16 protein-coding genes and 2 pseudogenes are annotated in these 20,748 nt (G+C 31.3%); 15 read left to right on the plus strand and 3 right to left on the minus strand.

Going from position 1 to position 20,748, the window contains the following annotated elements:
• Positions 1–2: 2 nt before the first annotated feature.
• Both bpSLO_RS07580 and bpSLO_RS07585 read right to left on the minus strand, forming a co-directional pair.
• Positions 3–788, minus strand: coding sequence for a hypothetical protein (locus tag bpSLO_RS07580; RefSeq protein WP_246990221.1), 786 nt, complete (start codon positions 786–788; stop codon positions 3–5).
• An 862-nt stretch (positions 789–1,650) separates the two neighbouring features.
• A complete protein-coding gene (locus tag bpSLO_RS07585) occupies positions 1,651–2,358 on the minus strand; it encodes a hypothetical protein (RefSeq protein ID WP_246990223.1) in 708 nt (235 codons plus the stop codon).
• Positions 2,359–3,806: 1,448 nt separating this feature from the next.
• Between bpSLO_RS07585 and bdr (bpSLO_RS07590) the strand changes: the two genes are divergently transcribed.
• From bdr (bpSLO_RS07590) to bpSLO_RS07660, 15 genes and pseudogenes are all read left to right on the plus strand, one after another.
• Positions 3,807–4,427: a Bdr family repetitive protein gene (gene bdr, locus bpSLO_RS07590; RefSeq protein ID WP_246990224.1), complete on the plus strand. Its 621-nt coding sequence runs from the start codon at positions 3,807–3,809 to the stop codon at positions 4,425–4,427.
• A gap of 219 nt (positions 4,428–4,646) precedes the next feature.
• Positions 4,647–5,561, plus strand: a complete 915-nt coding sequence (locus bpSLO_RS07595; protein ID WP_246990239.1) for a variable large family protein — start codon at positions 4,647–4,649, stop codon at positions 5,559–5,561.
• 293 nt (positions 5,562–5,854) lie between these two features.
• Positions 5,855–6,442: a Bdr family repetitive protein gene (gene bdr / locus bpSLO_RS07600; RefSeq protein WP_246990226.1), complete on the plus strand. Its 588-nt coding sequence runs from the start codon at positions 5,855–5,857 to the stop codon at positions 6,440–6,442.
• Positions 6,443–6,662: 220 nt separating this feature from the next.
• Entirely contained in the window at positions 6,663–7,724 is a 1,062-nt protein-coding gene (locus tag bpSLO_RS07605) for a variable large family protein (RefSeq protein ID WP_246990240.1), read from the plus strand.
• Between the two features lie 296 nt (positions 7,725–8,020).
• Positions 8,021–8,563, plus strand: a complete 543-nt coding sequence (gene bdr, locus bpSLO_RS07610; RefSeq protein ID WP_246990227.1) for a Bdr family repetitive protein — start codon at positions 8,021–8,023, stop codon at positions 8,561–8,563.
• A 217-nt stretch (positions 8,564–8,780) separates the two neighbouring features.
• On the plus strand, positions 8,781–9,413 hold the full coding sequence (locus bpSLO_RS07615) for a Vsp/OspC family lipoprotein (protein ID WP_246990228.1): 633 nt from the start codon (positions 8,781–8,783) through the stop codon (positions 9,411–9,413).
• 213 nt (positions 9,414–9,626) lie between these two features.
• Positions 9,627–10,678 (plus strand): annotated as a pseudogene (locus tag bpSLO_RS07620) (variable large family protein).
• A 310-nt stretch (positions 10,679–10,988) separates the two neighbouring features.
• Positions 10,989–11,642 carry a Bdr family repetitive protein gene (bdr, locus tag bpSLO_RS07625; protein ID WP_246990229.1) on the plus strand — a complete coding sequence of 218 codons (654 nt, stop codon included), beginning with the start codon at positions 10,989–10,991 and terminating at the stop codon, positions 11,640–11,642.
• A gap of 176 nt (positions 11,643–11,818) precedes the next feature.
• On the plus strand, positions 11,819–12,928 hold the full coding sequence (locus tag bpSLO_RS07630) for a variable large family protein (protein WP_246990241.1): 1,110 nt from the start codon (positions 11,819–11,821) through the stop codon (positions 12,926–12,928).
• Positions 12,929–13,037: 109 nt separating this feature from the next.
• A pseudogene (locus bpSLO_RS07635) lies at positions 13,038–13,699 on the plus strand (variable large family protein); the annotation flags it as partial.
• A 68-nt stretch (positions 13,700–13,767) separates the two neighbouring features.
• Positions 13,768–14,799 (plus strand): variable large family protein, encoded by a 1,032-nt coding sequence (locus bpSLO_RS07640; RefSeq protein ID WP_246990231.1) that lies wholly within the window; start codon positions 13,768–13,770, stop codon positions 14,797–14,799.
• Positions 14,800–15,099: 300 nt separating this feature from the next.
• Complete coding sequence (gene bdr, locus bpSLO_RS07645) at positions 15,100–15,882, plus strand: Bdr family repetitive protein (RefSeq protein ID WP_025407552.1); 783 nt, start codon at positions 15,100–15,102, stop codon at positions 15,880–15,882.
• A 166-nt stretch (positions 15,883–16,048) separates the two neighbouring features.
• The gene (locus tag bpSLO_RS07650) at positions 16,049–17,101 is read left to right on the plus strand and encodes a variable large family protein (RefSeq protein WP_432432502.1); all 1,053 of its coding nucleotides are present in this window, start codon (positions 16,049–16,051) and stop codon (positions 17,099–17,101) included.
• A gap of 120 nt (positions 17,102–17,221) precedes the next feature.
• Complete coding sequence (locus tag bpSLO_RS07655; RefSeq protein ID WP_246990242.1) at positions 17,222–18,301, plus strand: variable large family protein; 1,080 nt, start codon at positions 17,222–17,224, stop codon at positions 18,299–18,301.
• Positions 18,302–18,426: 125 nt separating this feature from the next.
• Positions 18,427–19,479 (plus strand): variable large family protein, encoded by a 1,053-nt coding sequence (locus tag bpSLO_RS07660; RefSeq protein ID WP_246990142.1) that lies wholly within the window; start codon positions 18,427–18,429, stop codon positions 19,477–19,479.
• 461 nt (positions 19,480–19,940) lie between these two features.
• Here the strand turns inward: bpSLO_RS07660 and bpSLO_RS07665 are convergent, their stop codons facing one another.
• On the minus strand, positions 19,941–20,516 hold the full coding sequence (locus bpSLO_RS07665) for a hypothetical protein (RefSeq protein WP_246990232.1): 576 nt from the start codon (positions 20,514–20,516) through the stop codon (positions 19,941–19,943).
• Between the last annotated feature and the right edge of the window lie 232 nt (positions 20,517–20,748).

The raw sequence follows: 20,748 nt of genomic DNA on the forward strand, positions 1-20,748 counted from the left end.
TCTTAGATGACTAAGTTTTTTTTCTTTGTTTCGTCTTTATTTTTAATAAAAATACTAATTGCAACACCTGTTTGAATATCAAATATATTTTCATCATTACTACCATCATCTGTTTTTTCTTTTTTTCTTAAGTTACCATGCAAATTAGTAATGTAAATTTCATCAAAAGTTTGAAGTAAATGATATCTCATTCCTCTAAATATGATATTATCTAAAAATCCATTATTGGTAATGATACCTAGAAAGCCTTCATCAGCACTTTCAATTTTATGTTCTGAAAATCTAATAAACTTTACATAATCATCATTTAATGAAATTATTGCCTTTTCATTAAATGGTTCATTCTTTATTGTTTTATAACTTTTAATTAAGTTTAGGATATAAGCATTATTATTTTTTGATCCTGTATTGTAAGGAGGATTACTAAGAATTACCAAAATAGGTTTATTTTTAATTTCATTAACGAGTTTATTCTCTGCGCTAATTGCAGGAAAGAACGCTTTAAAACTTTCCTGACTTGAGATTGATGTTATATGAAGAGTATTTGTTAAGAATATTTGTGGTCTTAAGTATTCATTTGGAAACTTGAAATCATAAAATTCCTTTAAGAATTGACATAATTTTAAATGAGCAATCGCATATGGTGCCATTAAATATTCAAAACCATATATATTTTTAAGTATATGATCATTAATGTAGTCTTTTTGTTTTCCAGTTTGCTTTGGAATTTCTTTTAAAATGCATTTAATGACTTCAAGTAAAAATGTGCCAGTACCAGCAGCAAACACTTTTTAATATTCTTCAATCCTAGATCTATTGTGATTCTTATTGCTATTGTTAGCATACTCAATATCTTCAAAACTTTCCTTCATTAGAGCCTCTTTTGCATACTCATAAGTCGAAACATCTTTACCAAGGTCCCTCCCCGCTCCCCAGTCGTACTTTCAATTTGTCTAAGAATGTTTGATTTGCTTTCTCAGTCGCAGTAACTTGTGCCTTTAATTTACCAAAAATTCCTTCAGCTATTTTCACTACTCATGCTGTTAATTTAGTCTTATAGTGAATACTGCTTGAAACACTCCTGTAATTAGTTAAAATTAAACTATTATATTATTTACACAAAAATAAAAACTCTTTTTTTATACATTTTTTCACTATGCTCTATTTTTATAAAAATATGTTCTATAACATTAAAAACTAAAAAATATCAAAAAGGAAACATTTATGATTATCTATAGTTTAAGAGATATTTTTTCCACTTTCAGGAGATGAAATAAATGAAAGAACATTAAGATATTATACTGAACCTGATACACTAATCACATTTAGCAAGGGGAATAACAGAACACCTATTATCAATAGTTATCACCCATGAATCCTTATTCATTTCTTTAATATTACAGTAAACGTTAACAAAAATCCTGATAGTTCCTACGGACAACTCAGTAAATTATTAGACAAACAAAAAAAACTAAATTAAATGCAATAAATTTAAGTATTTCATTAACAATAATTTTTAATTAAAATTAAAAATTATTTCACTAAGGATATTTAATGTCATTACCATAAAATAGCTATTATCAAAACAATTAAAGATAATCGATCCATTTTGCAATATTAAACTACTTTTATAGTAAGCTTTTATTTATTTCAGTCCTCATAATCTTCCTTAATAGTTTCAACAGCCTTTTTCATTTCCTCAGAATTATTCAAATTTTTAAGAACATTCTCTGCCAATTTATAAGCTTCTTCTTCAGCTCTCTTCAAAATATCAACAGCTTGCTTAAAATTCTCTTCCTCTGTTCTATAAAATTCAGAATAAGCTGAGTTAGCTTTCACAAAATTTTTACGGGCTTTTTCTTCCTCTTCATAAGGCTTTTCTAAAGTTTCAAAAGCTTTATCTTTATCAATAATCCAACTTTCAAGGGCTCCTTTCTCACCTTTTTCATTCTTATTCTTAGCATAAGCTTCTCTAGCTTTATCTAAAAGACATTCCAAAGCCTCTTCAGCTCCTCTCATATTTTTATAATACTTTTGCCAATTTTCATAAGCTTCAATACGAGCATAATTGAGCTCCCTTTCCTTAAAATAACCTTGGGTATAAAGTTTATTAACTTTATCTCTAGCTTCGAAAGCTCTATAAAAAGCTGCTCTAACTTTTTCCAAAGAATTATCAATAGCCTCAGAAGAAACCGTTAAAATTTCATTATCATTAGGGCTAACTTCATTTAACATCATATTTTTATAAGGCTTAAAAGTCCCAGACTTCATAATTTCACTTAATAAACTAACAGCTGCATCACTATTACAGCCTATAAACAAAACCATTATTAATACAACACTTAATAAGCCTCTCATTAAACATCCCTCCTTTCTTTTAAGAGAAGAATACTATAAATATATTTCAAATTTCTTTATTATAAATAAACTTTAATATAAAAATATATGAAATTTCAAAACAAAGGTAACAGCATTAAAGGTTGGGTTTAAATACAATACTACAACTAAACTAGCAAAATAATGTATATATAATGTATATAAATTTATACAAACCTAATCTCAAAATTATTTTTCAATTACTGGCAGAAATATTGAAAATAAAATCTAATGTTTAAGACATATCAAAAAAAACTATATTTACATAAAAAATATGTGTAACACAAACACATAAAATTTATTTTATCCTTACAACTTCAAATGTATTCTTTAATGTCTTAATAATTAACTCTTGCACTGCTACCAATAATTTATTTATTAGCTGTTATTCTTACTCCTTGTACTTCTTTATTCCCCTCTTTTTACAGTACTTGCTACAATTGATGCCAGTTTACATACTGTAACCAAATAAACTTAATGTTATTTTCCCTGCTACTGCTGCATTACCTGCTTCTTGTATTTCTGAATTACTTACTTGTAGCTAATATCTTAACTCTATCCTTATTATCTATCCCTCCAAACTGATTATAATGTTATAGATCCTTTCCTAGTGTTTTAAAAGCTAAATTCATTGTGACTTTTACTATTGATTGAAATACTTTCAAGGTTTTCTTTAATTCATCATCCGATGTTATTGTTCCTGAACAAGCAAAAATATGTGTATACCCCTACTACATTACTATCACCTATTGTTTCTAACAAATTTACATTTGTTTTTAATATATTTAAATGTATTTAAAGTAGACTTAGATTTTTCAACCTCATTCCTAATTTACTTGTTTGATAAACCGCCATTATCTACATCTTTCTACTTTATCTGCTATTTTTTCTAATTCTTCTGGTGTTCCTTCAAGTTTTTTACCTAAATCTTTCAAATGTTATCCTACTCCATCTTTAGTTGTAGCTACAGTTATATTAATATCCAATCCAAAGCACCTTAGAATAACTCCATAAATGCGTAAAAGAAATTCTCAACACTTTTATCTAATTCCATTAGAGAATTACCTATATTGCCCGAAAACCCTTTAATAATACTTATTAAATTATTATTTACTAATTTTTAATAAATTCTTCATTTTATTGAGACTCCTGTACAATCAGAGGGTAGGTAAAACAAAAGGAAAACAATCCCTATGAAGAGAGGGGTTTTCCTTTTTTACTATCTTATAATCATTCAGGTCGAAAGCATAGTGATGGAATTCTTTAACAATAGATTGATGGTAAAACTACATTTGAGCTTTTTGATAAACTAAAGATAATAGACTAAATACTTTATGTTATAGTTAGGGACTTTCTTAAATCACATATTACTAAAATAAGGGTCCTATAATACTTTAAGTATTATATAATAATTACATAAGGAGATTTTTATGGGACTTGCACAACCAGTAATTACTCAACAAATGGTTATAGCAGAACTTACTAGAGCTGGTATAAATAGAGATATTGCTATTGATCTCTCTTACAGATATTATAAAAATGAGCTTACACACAAGGATATTGAGTATTTAGAGACTACTTTTAACCTTAAGCTTGAAAAAGTTGAAGCTCTATTACAAGCTGAGATTCAAAGGGTTGAGGCAACCTTAAAATCTGATATTAGAGACCTTGATACTAAAATTGATTCTGTTGAGAATAATCTTAATACTAAGATTGATACAGTTAGAAGTGAATTAAAATCTGACATTAAGGATCTGGATAATAAGATTGATACTGTTGAGAACAATCTTAATACTAAGATTGATAATGTTAAAAGTGAATTAAAATCTGCCATTAAAGACCTGGATAATAAGATTGATACTGTTGAGAATAATCTTAACATCAAGATTGATACTAAATTCAATGATCTGGATAATAAGATTGATATTAACAAAATGGAACTTAAGAGTACATTAAGACTTCATGGTTGGATGTTTGGTACCCTTATTACCCTTAATATAGGAATTTTTTTAACATTAATGTCCATAGTTTATTCGTTGTTGAATAAGTAAATTTATTTGATTATCTCCCTTATTTAATTGATTATATATCAGTTATTTTTTTACCAAAACCAATAAATTATTTTATTAATAAATAATTTATCTTTGAGCATTGTTACATTCCCCAAAGTCTTTGTAAATAAAGGTGTATCTATTTTTTTATTTTCTGTTTTTATTTTGTTCAATGCTTGTTAGCCATCTTGCCCTCCTGAGTAATAAAGGAGGCACGTGATAATGAAAAGAATTACTTTTTGTGCATTATTGATGACTTTATTTTTACTTATTAGTTGTGGGAGTGGCAGTACTAAGGCTGAGGATCCTAAAACCACATTCTTAACTTCTATTGCTAATTTGGGTAAAGGGTTCTTAGATGTTTTTACTTCTCTTTCTGATATGGTTTCTGGTGCTTTTGGTATTAAGGCTGACACTAAAAAATCTGATATAGGGAAATACTTTAGTGATATTGAGACTACTATGAACACAGTTAAAAAGAAATTACAGACAGAAGTTGCTACTAATGGAAATTACTCAAAACTTAAATCTGTTGTTGATACGTTTATTACAGGCACATTAGACAAGATTGCAGAAGGGGCTAAGACTGCTGGAGAGGCTATTGGTTCTGATAATAACCCAATTGCTAATGTTGCTACTGGTGATGCTGCAGGTACTGCTGGTGGGGATGTTGCAAACTTAGTAAAGGGAATTAAAAGTATTGTAGATATAGTACTTCAGGGTAAAGGAAATCCTGAGGCTGGTACTGAAAAAAAGGCAGATGGTCTTACTGCAAGAAATAATAATGCTGATGGTGAAGCAGGTAAATTATTTGCTAATGATAATGCTGGTGCTAATGCAAAGAAGGCCGTAGCTGATGCAGCAAAAGCAGTTGGTGCTGTAACTGGTGCTGATATTCTAAAAGCAATAGTTAAAAATGGCGCTAGTTCAGCTGCTGCTGGAGTTAAAGATAATGTTATTAGCGCTGCAGTAAGTGCTGTTACTAAAGCATTAAATACATTAACTATTGCAATAAGGAATACAGTTGATAGTGGATTAAAAACAATCAGTGAAGCACTAGCAGCCGTTAAACAAGAAGATAAGCCTGCAGAAGCTACTACACCTACAGATGCAGCAACTGGTGGCCAGCAATAATAAATAATTATTAATATACATAACTAAATAAAGTCATTTGAGGAAAGCTCTTCTCTCTTCATGAGATTTGTTTTCCTTTTTTACTATCTGTAATAATACTCAGGTCTAAATAGTATTGACAGCAATCATTCAATAACGGTTTGATGTTAAGATTGCATTTGAGCTTTTTTATAAACTAAATAAAATAGACTAAACATTTATGTTAGATTGAGGGCCATCTTAAATCACATTTTACTAAGATAAGGTTCCTATAACAGTTAAAATATTATATAATAATTACATAAGGAGATTTTATGCAAAATTCATCACTACATTCTGTTGCTAGTACACAGATTTTTAATGGGAATATTACAGAGGAGATTATATACCAAGAGTTTGTAAAGATGGGTATGCAAGATTTTGTTGCAAATGATCTCTCTAAAAGATATTACCGTAATGAACTGACTTATAAAGATATTGAGTATTTAGAGAGTAATTTTAATCTTAAGTTTGAGATGTTAGAACGTAGTTTAAAATCTGAGATTATTTCTGTTAAAACTGAACTTGATAATAAGATAGATATTGTTAGGAATGAGTTAAAATCTGATATTAAAGACCTGGATAACAAAATAGATTCTGTTGAAAGTAACTTAAATGTGAAGATTGACACTAAATTTAATGAACTTGATAATAAGATTGATACAGTCAGAAGTGAATTAAGATCTGACATTAAAGACTTGGATAATAAGATTGATGTTAACAAAATGGAGCTTGATAATAAACTTGATAAAACTGTATCAGAATTTAAAAGTACATCAAGACTACATAATTGGATGTTTGGTACCCTTATTACCCTTAATATAGGAATATTCTTAGCATTAATGTCATTATTAGTAAAGTAAATTTATTTAATTGAATTTCTGTCAGTTATTTTCTTATCAAAATCATTTAATTTTTGTAAAAAAAATTAAATGATTTTGTTAGAGATAATTAATAGATTAGTTGTTATGTTGTGTTTAATCTCTAAAATGTTAAATTATCTGTGCTTTTAGTTTTTGTTTTTATGCTTATCAAAGTTTGTTAACCATCTTGTCCCTTGTTGAGGTAATAAGGAGGCACGTGATAATGAAAAGAATTACTTTTTGTGCATTATTAATGACTTTATTTTTACTTCTTAGTTGTGGGAGTGGTAGTTCTAAGTCTGAAGATCCTAAAACCACATTCTTAAACTCTATTGCTAATTTAGGTAAAGGGTTCTTAGATGTTTTTACTTCACTTTCTGATATGATTACTGGAGCCTTTGGTATTAAGGCTGAGACTAAAAAGGAAGATATTGGAGCTTATTTCACTAAAATTGCTGACACTATGAACACAGTTAAGGAAAAGTTACAAGATGAAGTTGCTGAGAACGGGAATTACTTAAAACTTAAATCAGTTGTTGATACGTTTATTACTAACACGTTAGATAAAATTGCTGATGGTGCTAAAGAAGCGGCTAAAGGGGCTGTTGGTGACGATAAGATTGGTGGTGCTACTAATGCAGGTCAAGATGCTGCACCGGCAGATACTGCAAGTGTAAAATCTCTAGTTAAAGGAATTAAAACCATTGTTGATGTGGTTCTAAAAAAGGATGAAGGGAGTGCAGAGGCTACTAAAACGGGTGATGATAAAAAGGATATTGGTAAATTATTTGATGGTACCAAGGCTAATAGTACTGATGCAGAGGCAGCTGCAGCAAGTGCATCAATAGGGGCTATAACTGGTGCTGACATTTTACAAGCTATTGCTAGCTCTAAAGAAAATCCTGCTACAGATGCTACTGAAGGAATTGAAAAAGCTACAGATGCAGCTGAGATTGCTATTGCTCCGGCTGTTGCTGGTAAGCAAGAAATTAAAGAGGTTTCAGCAAAGAAAGACGTTGTTATTGCAGCAGGAATAGCATTGCGAGCAATGGCTAAGGGTGGTAAATTTGCTGCTAAGGCTGAAGAGAAATCTGCTCATGCAGTTAATGGTGCAGCAGCTAGTGCTGTTGGTAAGACTTTGAGTACTCTAATAATAGCAATAAGAAATACTGTTGATAGTGGTTTAAAGACAATAAGTGATGCTCTTGCTACAGTTAATCAAGAAGATAAATCTGTAGAAGTTAATAACACAGTAGAAGCAACAGCTAGTGGACAACAATAATAAATAATTATCAATAAACATAACTAAATAAAGTCATTTGAGGAAAACTTTTCTCTCTTTATGAGAATTGTTTTCCTTTTTTACTATCTGTAATAATACTCAGGTCTAAATAGTATTGATAGCTATCCTTTAACAACGGATTGATGGTAAGATTTCATTTCAGTTTTTTGATAAACTAAAAAAAATAGACTAAATACTTTATTTTAGATTTAGGGACCCTTTTAAATCACATTTTACTAACATAAGGTTCCTATAACACTTAAGATATTATATAATAATTATATAAGGAGATTTTTATGGGACTTGCACAACCAGTTATTACTCAACAAATGGTTATAGCAGAACTTACTAAAGCTGGCATTAAGAGAGATATTGCTATTGATTTATCTTATAGATATTATCGTAATGAACTGACTTACAAGGATATTGAATTCTTAAAAGAAAACTTTGATATAAAACTTGAAAAAGTTGAAGCACTCTTACAAGCTGAAATTAAATCTGTAGAGTCAAGCTTACAAGCTGAGATTCAAAGGGTTGAGACAACCTTAAGATCTGATATTAGAGACCTTGATAATAAAATTAATGTTGTTGAGAGTAATCTTAACACTAAGATTGATACTAAATTCAATGAACTTGATACCAAGATTGACAACGTTAGAAGTGAACTAAAATCAGACATTAAGGACCTCGATAATAAGATTGATACTGTTAGAAGTGAATTAAAATCTGATATTAAAGACCTTGATAGTAAACTTAAACTACATAATTGGATGTTTGGTACTCTTATTACCCTAAATATAGGAATATTCTTAGCATTAATGTCATTATTAGTAAAGTAAATTTATTTAATTAGCCCCTTATTTAATTGACTTTATGTCAATTATTTTTTTACAAAAATCATTTAATTATTCATTAAATACAATTTAATTTCATTAATTGTTATATCACACACAGTATCTGAAATGTTAAAGTATCTATGCTTTTAGTTTTTGTTTTTATTTTATTCAAAGGTTGTTAACCATCTTGTCCCCCTGAGTAATAAGGAGGCACGTGATAATGAAAAGAATTACTTTTTGTGCGTTATTAATGACTTTATTTTTACTTATGTCTTGTAATAATTCAGCTTCTTCTCCTAAAGATGGGCAAGCGGCTAAATCTGATGGCACTCTTATTGATTTAGCTACAATAAGTTCGAAAATAACAGAGGCTGTTGCTTTTGCTAAGAGTGTTAAAGAAATTCATACTTTAGTTAAGTCTATTGATGAGCTCGCTAAAGCTATTGGTAAGAAAGTTAACAACGATGGTCAACTTACTCAGGCTACTGATAAGGATAAAAATGAATCATTAGTTGCAGGAGTATATAATGTAGTGGGGTCTATAAGTGTTAAGTTAAAAAAATTAGAAACAATAAGTGGGATTTCTGATGAAATGAAGCAAAAGATTACTGCTGTTAAATCTTCAGGTGATAAGTTTATAGAGAAGGTTAAAGCACAACATGCTAGCCTTAATACTGAGTCAGATTCAAAAAAAGCTATAGATAAGGCCGATGGTGATGGCAGTAAGGGAGCTAAAGAGCTTGGTGAACTAAACACAACAATTGATACTTTGTTAACTTCTGCTGAAGCTACAGCAACAGCTGCAATTAATTCGCTTTCAACTTCTACTAAGTTAGAGCCTACTAAGTCTTAATTAAAAGATAAATTATTATAAGATTATTTTTTAATCAATCGTTATTTTCTTATAAAATAAAGTCTATAAATAATAAGCTAGGAGTTTGCTTCTCTTAGCTTATTTTGTTTCTTTTTATTCTCTATTTACTTGCTTGACTACTTTAGTCTACTTCTTTAAGATTCCTTATGATTACTTTTATCTTTTAGACTTATATTTATGGCTTGATTTTACATTATTTTAGAACTTAATAATAATTTAGATTGCTTATTTTTACTTCTTAGCTGTGGTAGTGGTAGTGCTAAGGCTGAGGATCCTCAGAGTAGATTCTTAAAATCTCTTATTAGTTTAAGTAATGACTTCTTAAATGTTTTTACTTCCTTTACTGATATGGTTGGAGGAGTTTTAGGGTTTAATACTAATACTAAAAAGTCTGATATTGGGAACTACTTTAAAACTGTTCAGGATACTGTTTCATCTACTAAAGAAGCTCTTAAGAAAATTGTTTCTGACATGAAATCTGAAAATAATCCTAATGTAGAGGCTACTGATATCGCTGTAAAAGCTCTAATTACTAATACTCTTGATAAGATAATTGAGGGTGCAAAAACCGCTAGTGATGCTATTGGTGATGCTGGTGACTCAATTGGTGATGTTGTTAAAGGTGGTGCTGCTGGTGCAGGTGCTGCTGGTGAAGAAGCTTCAGTTAAGTCTCTTAGTGAAGGGATTGGAAAATTGTAGATGTGGTTCTTAAAGAAGGAAGTGCTGAGGCTGGAGATGATAAAAAAGCTGAAGATGGTTCTACTGTAAGGGGTAACGATGCTGGTGAAGCAGGTAAATTATTTGGTAATGCAGCTGCTGCTAGTGCTGATGCTGCAAAAAAATCAGCTGCTGATGCAGTTAAAGCAGTAGGAGCAGTAACTGGGGCTGACATATTACAAGCTATGGTTAAAAATGCTGATGCTGCTAAGTTAGCTAAGAATAATGGTGCTGCTAATGCTATTAATGTTAATTCTAAAGATGGGACCATATCAGGGGGTATTGCTTTAAGAGCTATGGCTAAAGATGGTAAATTTGCTAATGTTAATAATGGTGACACTGATGCGGAGAAAGCAGTTAAGGGAGCAGCTGTAAGTGCTGTTACTAAGGCGTTGGATACTCTCACAATAGCAATAAGAAATACTATTGATATAGGGCTTAAGACCCTTAAGGATGCTATGAATATTAATTCTACTGATACTCCTGTTACTACTGATAAGCAGGTTCCTGAAACTAAGAAGAACTAATAATCAGGACTAAAGAGTATTTAATAACAAATACATAACTAAATAAAGTCATTTTAGGAAAACTCTTCTTTTCATAAGAATTGTTTTCCTTTTTTACTATTTGTAATAATACTCAGGTCTAAATAGTATTGATAGCAATCCTTTAACAACAGATTGATGGTAAGACTGCATTTGAGCTTTTTGATAAACTAAAAAAAATAGACTAAACACTTTATGTTAGATTTAGGAACCCTTTTAAATCATATTTTACTAAAATAAGGTTCCTATAACAGTTAAAATATTATATAATAATTAGATAAGGAGTGTTTTTATGGGACTTGCTCAACCTGTTATTACTCAACAAATGGTCATCAATGAACTTACTAAAGCCGGTATTAAGAGAGACATCGCTGTTGATCTGTCCTACAGATACTATCGTAATGAACTGACTTACAAAGATATTGAATTCTTAAAAGAAAACTTTGATATAAAGCTTGAAAAAGTTGAAGCACTCTTACAAGCTGAAATTAAATCTGTAGAGTCAAGCTTACAAGCTGAGATTAAATCTGTCAAAACTGAACTGGATAACAAAATAGATACCAAATTTAATGAACTTGATACTAAAATTGATACTAAATTCAATGAACTTGATAATAAGATTGATACAGTTAGAAATGAATTAAAATCTGCCATTAAAGACTTGGATACTAAAATTGATTCTGTTGAGAATAATCTTAATACTAAGATAAATACTAAATTTAATGAACTTGATAAAAAAATTGATAATGTTAAAAATGAGGTTTCTCTTGTTAGAAAAGATATGGAAATTAATAGGGTGGAGCTTGATAATAAACTTGATAAAACCGCATCAGAATTTAAGAGTACATCAAGATTACATAATTGGATGTTTGGTACTCTTATTACCCTAAATATAGGAATATTTTTAACATTAATGTCCATAGTCTATTCATTGTTAAGTAAGTAAATTTAAGTTAAGTAAACCCTTTCTTTCTTTGATATAATATCAATTATTTTCTTATCAAAATCAATAAATTTTATTAATTGTTATATTACACACAGTCTCTGAAATGTTAAAGTCTCTATGTTTTTAGCTTTTTTATTTTATTCAAAGGTTGTTAACCATCTTGTCCCCTTGAGTTAATAAGGAGGCACGTGATAATGAAAAGAATTACTTTTTGTGCGTTATTAATGACTTTATTTTTACTTCTTAGCTGTGGAAGTGGTCAACAACCAGAAGCAGGTAAGGGGGGCTCAGCAGCTACAGGAGGGAGAAGTTTAAGCGAAGTCCTAATGGAGGTAGGTAGAAGTGCTGAAAATGCTTTTTATTCTTTTTTAGAGTTACTCTCAGATACATTAGGCTTTACTGCTAAATCAACTACAAAGAAGAGTGATGTAGGAGGGTATTTTAACAGCTTAGGTGCGAAGCTTGGAAAAGCATCAGACGAATTAGAACAAGTAGCAAAGAAGTCAGAAGGAGAAGGAGAGGGCGCTAAAGATGAACCAATAGCCGTAGCAATTAGAAGTGCAGTTGATTCTGCTAAGGCTACTTTAAGCACATTAAAAACACATTTAGACTCTTTAAAAGATATAGGTGATGATAACCAAAAGGTAGGGGAAGCAGCAAGTGATGCTGGTGCTAAAGAAGGAACAGCAGTAAACGAGGAGTCATTAAAGAAATCCCTTAAAGCATTGAAAGGAATTGTAGAAGAAGCAGGTAAATCAGGTATTTCAAAACCAGAGACAGGTACTGTAACATTGAATGTAACTGGAGTAGATAATAAGGATGGGGCTAAAATATTAGCAACAAATTCTGCTGGTAATCCAGCAGCAGGAGATGCAGGTAAAGCCGCAGCAATACTATCAACTGTGAGTGGTGAGGAAATGCTAGCTTCGATAGTTAATTCAAAAGACACTGATGCAGTACTAGGAGCTGGTGCAAATGGAGATACAACTGCCATTTCCTTTGCAAAAGGAGGAAATAATGCAGCTAACGTAGCACAAGCTGAAGCTAAGGCAGCAGCGGTAGCAGGAGGAATAGCATTGCGTTCATTAATTAAGGATGGCAAACTAGCAAAAGCAGCAGATGGGCAAGGAGGAGGAAAAGAGGTACAAGGAGTAGGAATTACAGCGGCAAATAAGTTATTAGTAGCGGTAGAAGATATAATTAAGAAGACAGTAAAGAATGTGCTTAAAACAGCAAAAGAAAAAATAGATCAAGCAAGAGCTCCAAAGGTAGCAAGTCAGCAATAAAATAGATACTTAGAATTAAATTATTAAGTAATTAGAGTAGAAGGCAATCTTAGATTTATATCTAAAATTGCCTTCTATGTTTGTGTAAGAAGTTAAATTGGCTTCTTAATCTAAAATTTCTTTCTTTGATTCACTTATCAAAATAGGTCAAGGATTTCAAGAGATTTTTGGCGTTTTTGGTAATGCTATTGGGGATGCTTTTGGACTTACAGCAGTTAAATCGGGTGATAAGAGAAATAAAATAGGTGAACACTTTAAGACTATAGGTGATGGGCTTTCAACTACTAAGAATAAGTTAAATGAGCTATCAGGTGAAATATCTGAAGCAAAAAATGCTAATGGTAGCACAATTGAAGCTGTTAAGAGTGCAATTAGCAGTGCAAATGATGTCTTTGAACAACTAATTACTTCTTTAACTAAACTTACTGATGTAACTAAGGATGGTTCTGACATTGGTGATACTGCTAGTGCTGCGGATGCAGTGGCTACTGATAAGACTAGTGTTGATTCTATTATTAAAGAAGTTAAAGCTATTATTGATGAAGCAAAGAAATCTGGAATAGAAATCAAGTCTGGAGAGGCTGGTAATGCAGTAAATGTTGCTGCTTTAACTGCTGTAAATAAAATATTAGGAATACTTGACCTAATATTAGGAAAACAGTAGCAAGTAATCTAAATAAGATAAGAGAAGCTGTTAAAGGGATACAGTACTCTGAGACTACTACTGAATCAACTGAATCTAGTACTACTCAACCCTCTACTACTAAATAAATTATCTAATTAAATAATCTAAATAAAGTCATTTGAGGAAATCTCATGAAAAGAAGAGATTTCCTCAAATGACTTTATTTTTACTTCTTAGTTGTGGGAGTGGCAGTACTAAGGCTGAGGATCCTAAAACCACATTCTTAACTTCTATTGCTAATTTAGGTAAAGGCTTCTTAGATGTTTTTACTTCCCTTTCTGATATGATTACTGGTGCTTTTGGTATTAAGGCTGACACTAAGAAATCTGATATAGGGAAATACTTTAGTGATATTGAGACTACTATGAACACAGTTAAAAAAAAGTTACAAGAGGAAGTTGCTAAGAATGGAAATTACTCAAAGGTTAAATCAGTCGTTGATACTTTTATCACAGGCACATTAGAAAAAATTGCTGATGGTGCAAAGGAAGCTGCTAAAGGGGCTACAGGAGAAGATAAGATTGGTGGTGCTACTAAAGATAGCGGTCAGGATCCTGCACCTGCTGATGCTGCAAGTGTAAACTCACTTGTTAAAGGAATTAAAGAAATTGTTGGAGTGGTTTTAAAGGACAATGAAGGAAATGCTACTGCTACTAAAACTGCAGAAGATGAGCAAAAATCAATTGGTAAATTGTTTGAAAAGAAAGCAAGTGGTACAGACGCAGAGGCAGCTGCAGCTAGCGCATCAATTGGAGCTGTAACTGGTGTTGATATTCTAAAAGCTATTGCTAAATCTGAAAAAAATCCTGTTGCTGATAATACTAATGGCATTAATGCAGCTAAAGATGCAGCTGGGATTGCTATTGCTCCGGCTGTAGATGGCAAAAATGAAATTTCTACTGCAGAAGCAAAGAAAGATGCAGTTATTGCTGCGGGTATTGCACTGCGAGCTATGGCTAAGGGTGGTAAATTTGCTGCTAAACAAAATGAAGAGAAATCAGCTCATGCAGTTAATGGTGCAGCTGCTAGTGCTGTTGGTAAGACTTTAAGTACTTTAATAATAGCAATAAGAAATACTGTTGATAGTGGTTTAAAGACAATTAGTGATGCTCTTGCTACAGTTACACAAGAAGATAAATCTTTAGATTCTACTATACCTGCAGACTCAACAGCTAGTGGACAATAATAAAGAATTATTAATAAAACATACATAACTAAATAAAGTCATTTGAGGAAAACTATTTCTCTTCATGAGATTCGTTTTCCTTTTTTACTATCTGTAATAATACTCAGGTCTAAATAGTATTGATAGCTATCCTTTAACAACAGATTGATGGTAAGATTTCATTTCAGCTTTTTGATAAACTAAAAAAAATAGACTAAACACTTTATGTTGAAGATAGGAACCCTTTTAAATCACATTTTACTAAAATAAGGTTCCTATAACACTTAAGATATTATATAATAATTACATAAGGAGATTTTTATGGGACTTGCTCAACCAGTTATTACTCAACAAATGGTTATAGCTGAACTTACTAAAGCTGGTATAAATAGAGATATTGCTATTGATTTATCTTACAGATATTATAAAAATGAGCTTACACACAAGGATATTGAGTATTTAGAGACTACTTTTAACCTTAAGCTTGAAAAAGTTGAAGCACTCTTACAAGCTGAGATTAAATCAATCAAAACTGATCTGGATACTAAAATTGATACTAAATTCAATGAACTTGATAACAAGATTGATACAGTTAGAAGTGAATTAAAATCTGACATTAAAGACCTTGATACCAAAATCGATTCTGTTGAGAGTAATCTTAATACTAAGATTGATACAGTTAGAAGTGAATTAAAATCTGATATTAAAGACCTTGATACCAAAATCGATTCTGTTGAGAATAATCTTAATACTAAGATTGATACAGTTAGAAGTGAATTAAAATCTGACATTAAAGACCTTGATACCAAAATCGATTCTGTTGAGAATAATCTTAATACTAAGATTGATACAGTTAGAAGTGAATTAAAATCTGATATTAAAGACCTTGATACCAAAATCGATTCTGTTGAGAATAATCTTAATACTAAGATTGATACAGTTAGAAGTGAATTAAAATCTGACATTAAAGACCTTGATAATAAGATTGATGTTAACAAAATGGAGCTTAAGAGTACATTAAGACTGCATGGTTGGATGTTTGGTACCCTTATTACCCTTAATATAGGAATATTTTTAGCATTAATGTCATTATTAGTAAAGTAAATTTATTTAATTATCCCTCTTATTTATTTGGCTACATAATATTAGTTATTTTCTTATCAAAATTATTTAATTGCTTGTTAGGGACAATTAAATAAAATTAATTGTTATATCACAAGAAGGACAAGTTAAAGCATTTCCCCTTGAGTAAAAAATGAGGCACGTGATAATGAAAAGAATTACTTTAAGTGCATTATTAATGACTTTATTTTTACTTATGAGTTGTGGAGCTGGTAGTACTAATGCTGAGGATCCTCAGAGTAGATTCTTGAAATCTCTTATTAGTTTAGGTAATGACTTCTTAGATGTTTTCACTTCTTTTACTGATATGGTTGGAGGGGTTTTAGGGTTTAATACTAATACTAAAAAGTCTGATGTTGGAGCTTACTTTAAAACTGTTCAGGATACTGTACAAGGCACTAAGGATAAGCTTAATAAAATTGTTGCTGACATGAAATCTGATAATAATCCTAATGCAGAGGCTACTGATACCGCTGTAAAAGCTCTAATTACTAATACTCTTGATAAGATAATCCAGGGGGCTAAGACTGCTAGTGAGGCTATTGGTACTACAGGTGATGACCTACTTGGTAATGTTGCTGCTCACGCAGCTCCTGCAGGTGCTAAAGGTGAAACTGAAAATTTAATAAAAGGCATTAAATCGATTGTAGATGTGGTTCTTAAAGAAGGAAGTGCTGATTCGGGTGATGATAAAAAGGCTGAAGATGGTTCTACTACAAGAACCGGTGGCAATGCTACTGACAATGAAGCAGGAAAGTTATTTGCTTCTGCTAATGCAGGGGCTGCAGATGCTGCAAAAAAATCAGCTGCTGATGCTGCTAAGGCTGTTGGTGCTGTAACTGGTTCTGACATTTTACAAGCTATCGTTAAAGATAATGGTGATGCTGCTAAATTAGCAACTGCTCAAAATGCTGCTAATGCTGCTAAAAAAGATGCCGAAGTAGCAGGGGCTATAGCCTTAAGAGCTATGGCTAAAGGCGGTAAATTTACTGGTCCTAGTGCTGATGATCAAGGGGGTGTTGCTCCTATCGTTAAAGGTGCAGCTGTAAGTGCAGTTACTAAGGCTTTAGATGCATTAACAATAGCAATAAGAGATACTATTGATACAGGACTTAAAACTGTTAAAGATGCTATAAATATTAATACTACTGATACTCCTGTGACCACTGATAATACAACCTCTGAAGCTAAAAACCAATAATCAGAATTAATAACAATATATATAATTAAATAAAGTCATTTGAGGAAAACTATTTCTCTCTTTATGAGAATTGTTTTCCTTTTATTTATATTTGTCCCCTGGTTAATAAGGAGGCACGTGATAATGAAAAGAATTACTTTTTGTGCGTTATTAATGACTTTATTTTTACTTCTTAGTTGTGGGAGTGGTAGTACTAAGACGGAAGATCCTAAGACCTTATTCTTAACTTCTATTGCTAATTTGGGTAAAGGTTTCTTAGATGTTTTTACTTCCCTTTCTGATATGGTTTCTGGTGCCTTTGGCATTAAAGCAGATACTAAGAAATCTGACATTGGTAAGTATTTCACTGATATTGCTGACACTATGACATCTGTTAAAAAGAAGTTGCAAGCAGAAGTTGCTAAGAATGGAAATTACTCAAAGGTTAAATCAGTTGTTGATACATTTATCACTAACACATTAGACAAGATCGCAGAAGGAGCTAAGAAAGCTGCTAGTGGGGCTATAACTGATGCTGCTATTGGTGAAGTTGTGAAATCTGATGCTGGTACTAGCGTTGACGCTACAAGTGTCAATGCTCTTGTTAAAGGAATTAAGACTATTGTTGATGTGTTTTTAAAAGAAGGTGATGGACAAGCAGATAAAACGGATCCTGTTGATGCTGATAAGAAAGATATTGGTAAGTTATTTGGGGCTAAAAATGAGGCTGATAAAGGTGCTGAAGAGAAACATGTAGCTGCTGCTGGTGCATCAATTGGGGCTGTAACTGGGGCTGATATCCTAAAAGCTATTGCTGCTTCTAATGCTGATGCTAAGAAAGATGGTAAAGTTAAGGATGCTACGGATGCAGCTTCTCTGGCTTTAGCTAAGGGTACTTCTACTGATAATGATGATCAACTTGGAGATGCAGCAAAGAAAGATGCAGTTATTGCTGCTGGTATCGCACTGAGAGCAATGGCTAAGGATGGTAAATTTATTGTTAAAGATACAGCTGCTAAGAAGACAGAAGCTGAAGCAGCTAAGGGAGCAGCTGCTAGTGCTGTTGGTAAGACTTTAAGTACTCTTATAATAGCAATAAGAAATACTGTTGATAGTGGTTTAAAGACAATAAGTGATTCTCTTGCTACAGTTACACAAGAAGATAAGTCTGCAGATTCTACTACACCTGCAGAAGCAGCAACTGGTGGACAACAACAATAAATAATTATTAATAAAACATACATAACTAAATAAAGTCATTTGAGGAAAACTCTTCTCTCTTCATGAGAACCGTTTTCCTTTTGTTTATGTCTAGCTCCCTTGAGTAAAAAAGGAGGCACGTGATAATGAAAAGAATTACTTTTTGTGCATTATTAATGACTTTATTTTTACTTTTTGGTTGTGGCAGTGGACAACAGGCTGCAAACTCAGGTAGTCCTGGAACAGCAGGAGGCGATAAACAAGGCGTTGGAAGTTTAAGTGAAGTAATTGCAAGCTCAAGACAATTATTTTTGGATGCTTTTGTTTCTTTTGGAAATTTACTAAAAGAAGCATTTGGTCTTACTGCAGATACAACTAAAAAAGCAGTAGGAGAACGATTGGGTAAGGTTGGTGATGCAGTGAAAATAGCTAAAGATAAGTTAGAAGAGCTAAAGGGAAATGAGCAGTTTAATTTAATAAAAGATAAAGCTGAAAGTACAATTAATAAGGCAATTGATACTTTGGGAAAGATAGTTGAAGGAAAAAATAAAATTAAGGAAGCCTCAAAGGATGCTGGTGGTAAAATTGCTAATGCTACTGCTGATGGTGAGGATGCAGCACCAGCAAATACAGCAAGCGTTAAGGGTCTTGTTGAAGGGATTAGTATGATCTATGAGGCAGCAAAGGAAGTTGGTGTTGATCTAAAAGGAAATGCTAATAAGCAGATTGAGGATTCTAAAGAAGTTGGAAATTTATTTAATGCTACTGCTAATGTTACTGATGCCAAGGCACTAAGCGGAGCTAGTAAAGCAGTAATTGCAGCTAGTGGTGCAGATATATTAGCAGCAATTGAAGCAGTTAAGGATACAAGTAAACCTGCTGGCCAAATTACTGCTGCAACAAATGCTTTTGAAATTGCAATTGCTAATAAGAGTAACGGGAATGCTACTCATGTTCAAACAAATGCATCAGCAATAGCAGCAGGTTTAGCATTGAGAGCAATGGCTAAAGATGGTAAATTGGCAACCAAGGCTAATGATGCACCAAAAGAAGGAATAAATGCAGTATTAATAGGAGTAGTTGGTAAAACTGTAAATGAGATAGTATCTATTGTAAGAAGAACAGTTGATAAATGTTTAAAAGATGTTGATGATTGCATAAAAGAAGATTCCAGTAGTGTAGTAAAACCTACAAATTAATATAGTGTGGTTATTCATTGGAATAAGTTTTTACAAGCAGGAATTCCTGCTTTTTTATCTAAATACTCAGTATCTTTAGTGATACTGAGTATGAAGTTAGTTTTTACTAATTGATATTAAGCTAGGGGGTCGAAAAAATTTTTTTAGGTTTTCATTACAATAGTACAAGCAATATATTATTATCAATTTGTACATAGTTGCTGCTGAGTGAACAAATTTATTTTCTTTTATGTATTTTTTTTAAAGAGATGTCACAAAAATGTACAATGTATAATTACAAAAATATATGAGATAATAGTAGTTTTTGCAATCTATTAGTAGATTTATAAGGTATACCAAGTTGTTTGAGGTGTAGATTAATATAAGATTTGAGGGTATGTAGGTTTTTGTTTGATGTTTGATCAAGGAAGAAAGATTCAACCAGAGAAGCAATAGTAGAGAGAGTTTTATTAGTATGGTTTTTAAATAGAATCTAGGTTATTTTTATTAAGTTTTAGTCTGTTAAAAGACTTAATATAGTTTATTTTTTCGTATAAGTCTAGTATACAAGGTTGATTATCTAATAGGATATTGAGATGAGTATTATTGTAATAGATATTATTGAAGGTAATTTTAGACTTAGCAATCAAAGAGTAGATAGAAATTATATGTTTTGTAGTGATAGAGAAGTTGAATATATTTTTAGCGATGTAGTTAATTTTGTATGCATGAATAGAAGATAAAATATTTTTATTTAAATTTTTAATAATGGAAGTAGCAATAACATTGGGTTCGAGTAAAGAATATTGTTGAAACTGTAGACCATTACTTAATGTATAAGTAATAATATTGTTATTAAAAGTATAAAATATTTTGATAAAAGGATCTTTTAGATGTGTTAAAGGTATGCCGGAAGCCATAATAATGCCGAGTAAATTGTGAATAGTGCTAGAAGAGAGAATAAGATAATTACTAATGAGAATAAATTCATCAGGATTAATTTTATGAATAGGGATATAAGGTATATTATTAGTAAATAAATTTTTTAGAGAGAACATATATATATAAATATAATACTATTAATCTAGCAAAGAGGGAGGTAACTATATATTTTTTTAAAGCAACTATTGAGTTTTTTATGCAAACTATTAATTTTGTATAAAAAGGTAAATTAAACTTATGAGTTTTTTGTGTAAACTATTAATTTTTAGTAGCAAACTTATGAGTTATATGTGGAAACTTATGAGTTATATAAATGGATAAACATTCTATACTATTAACAAATTATAA

The organism is Borrelia parkeri, from assembly GCF_023035815.1.
GTDB classification, from domain to species: domain Bacteria; phylum Spirochaetota; class Spirochaetia; order Borreliales; family Borreliaceae; genus Borrelia; species Borrelia parkeri.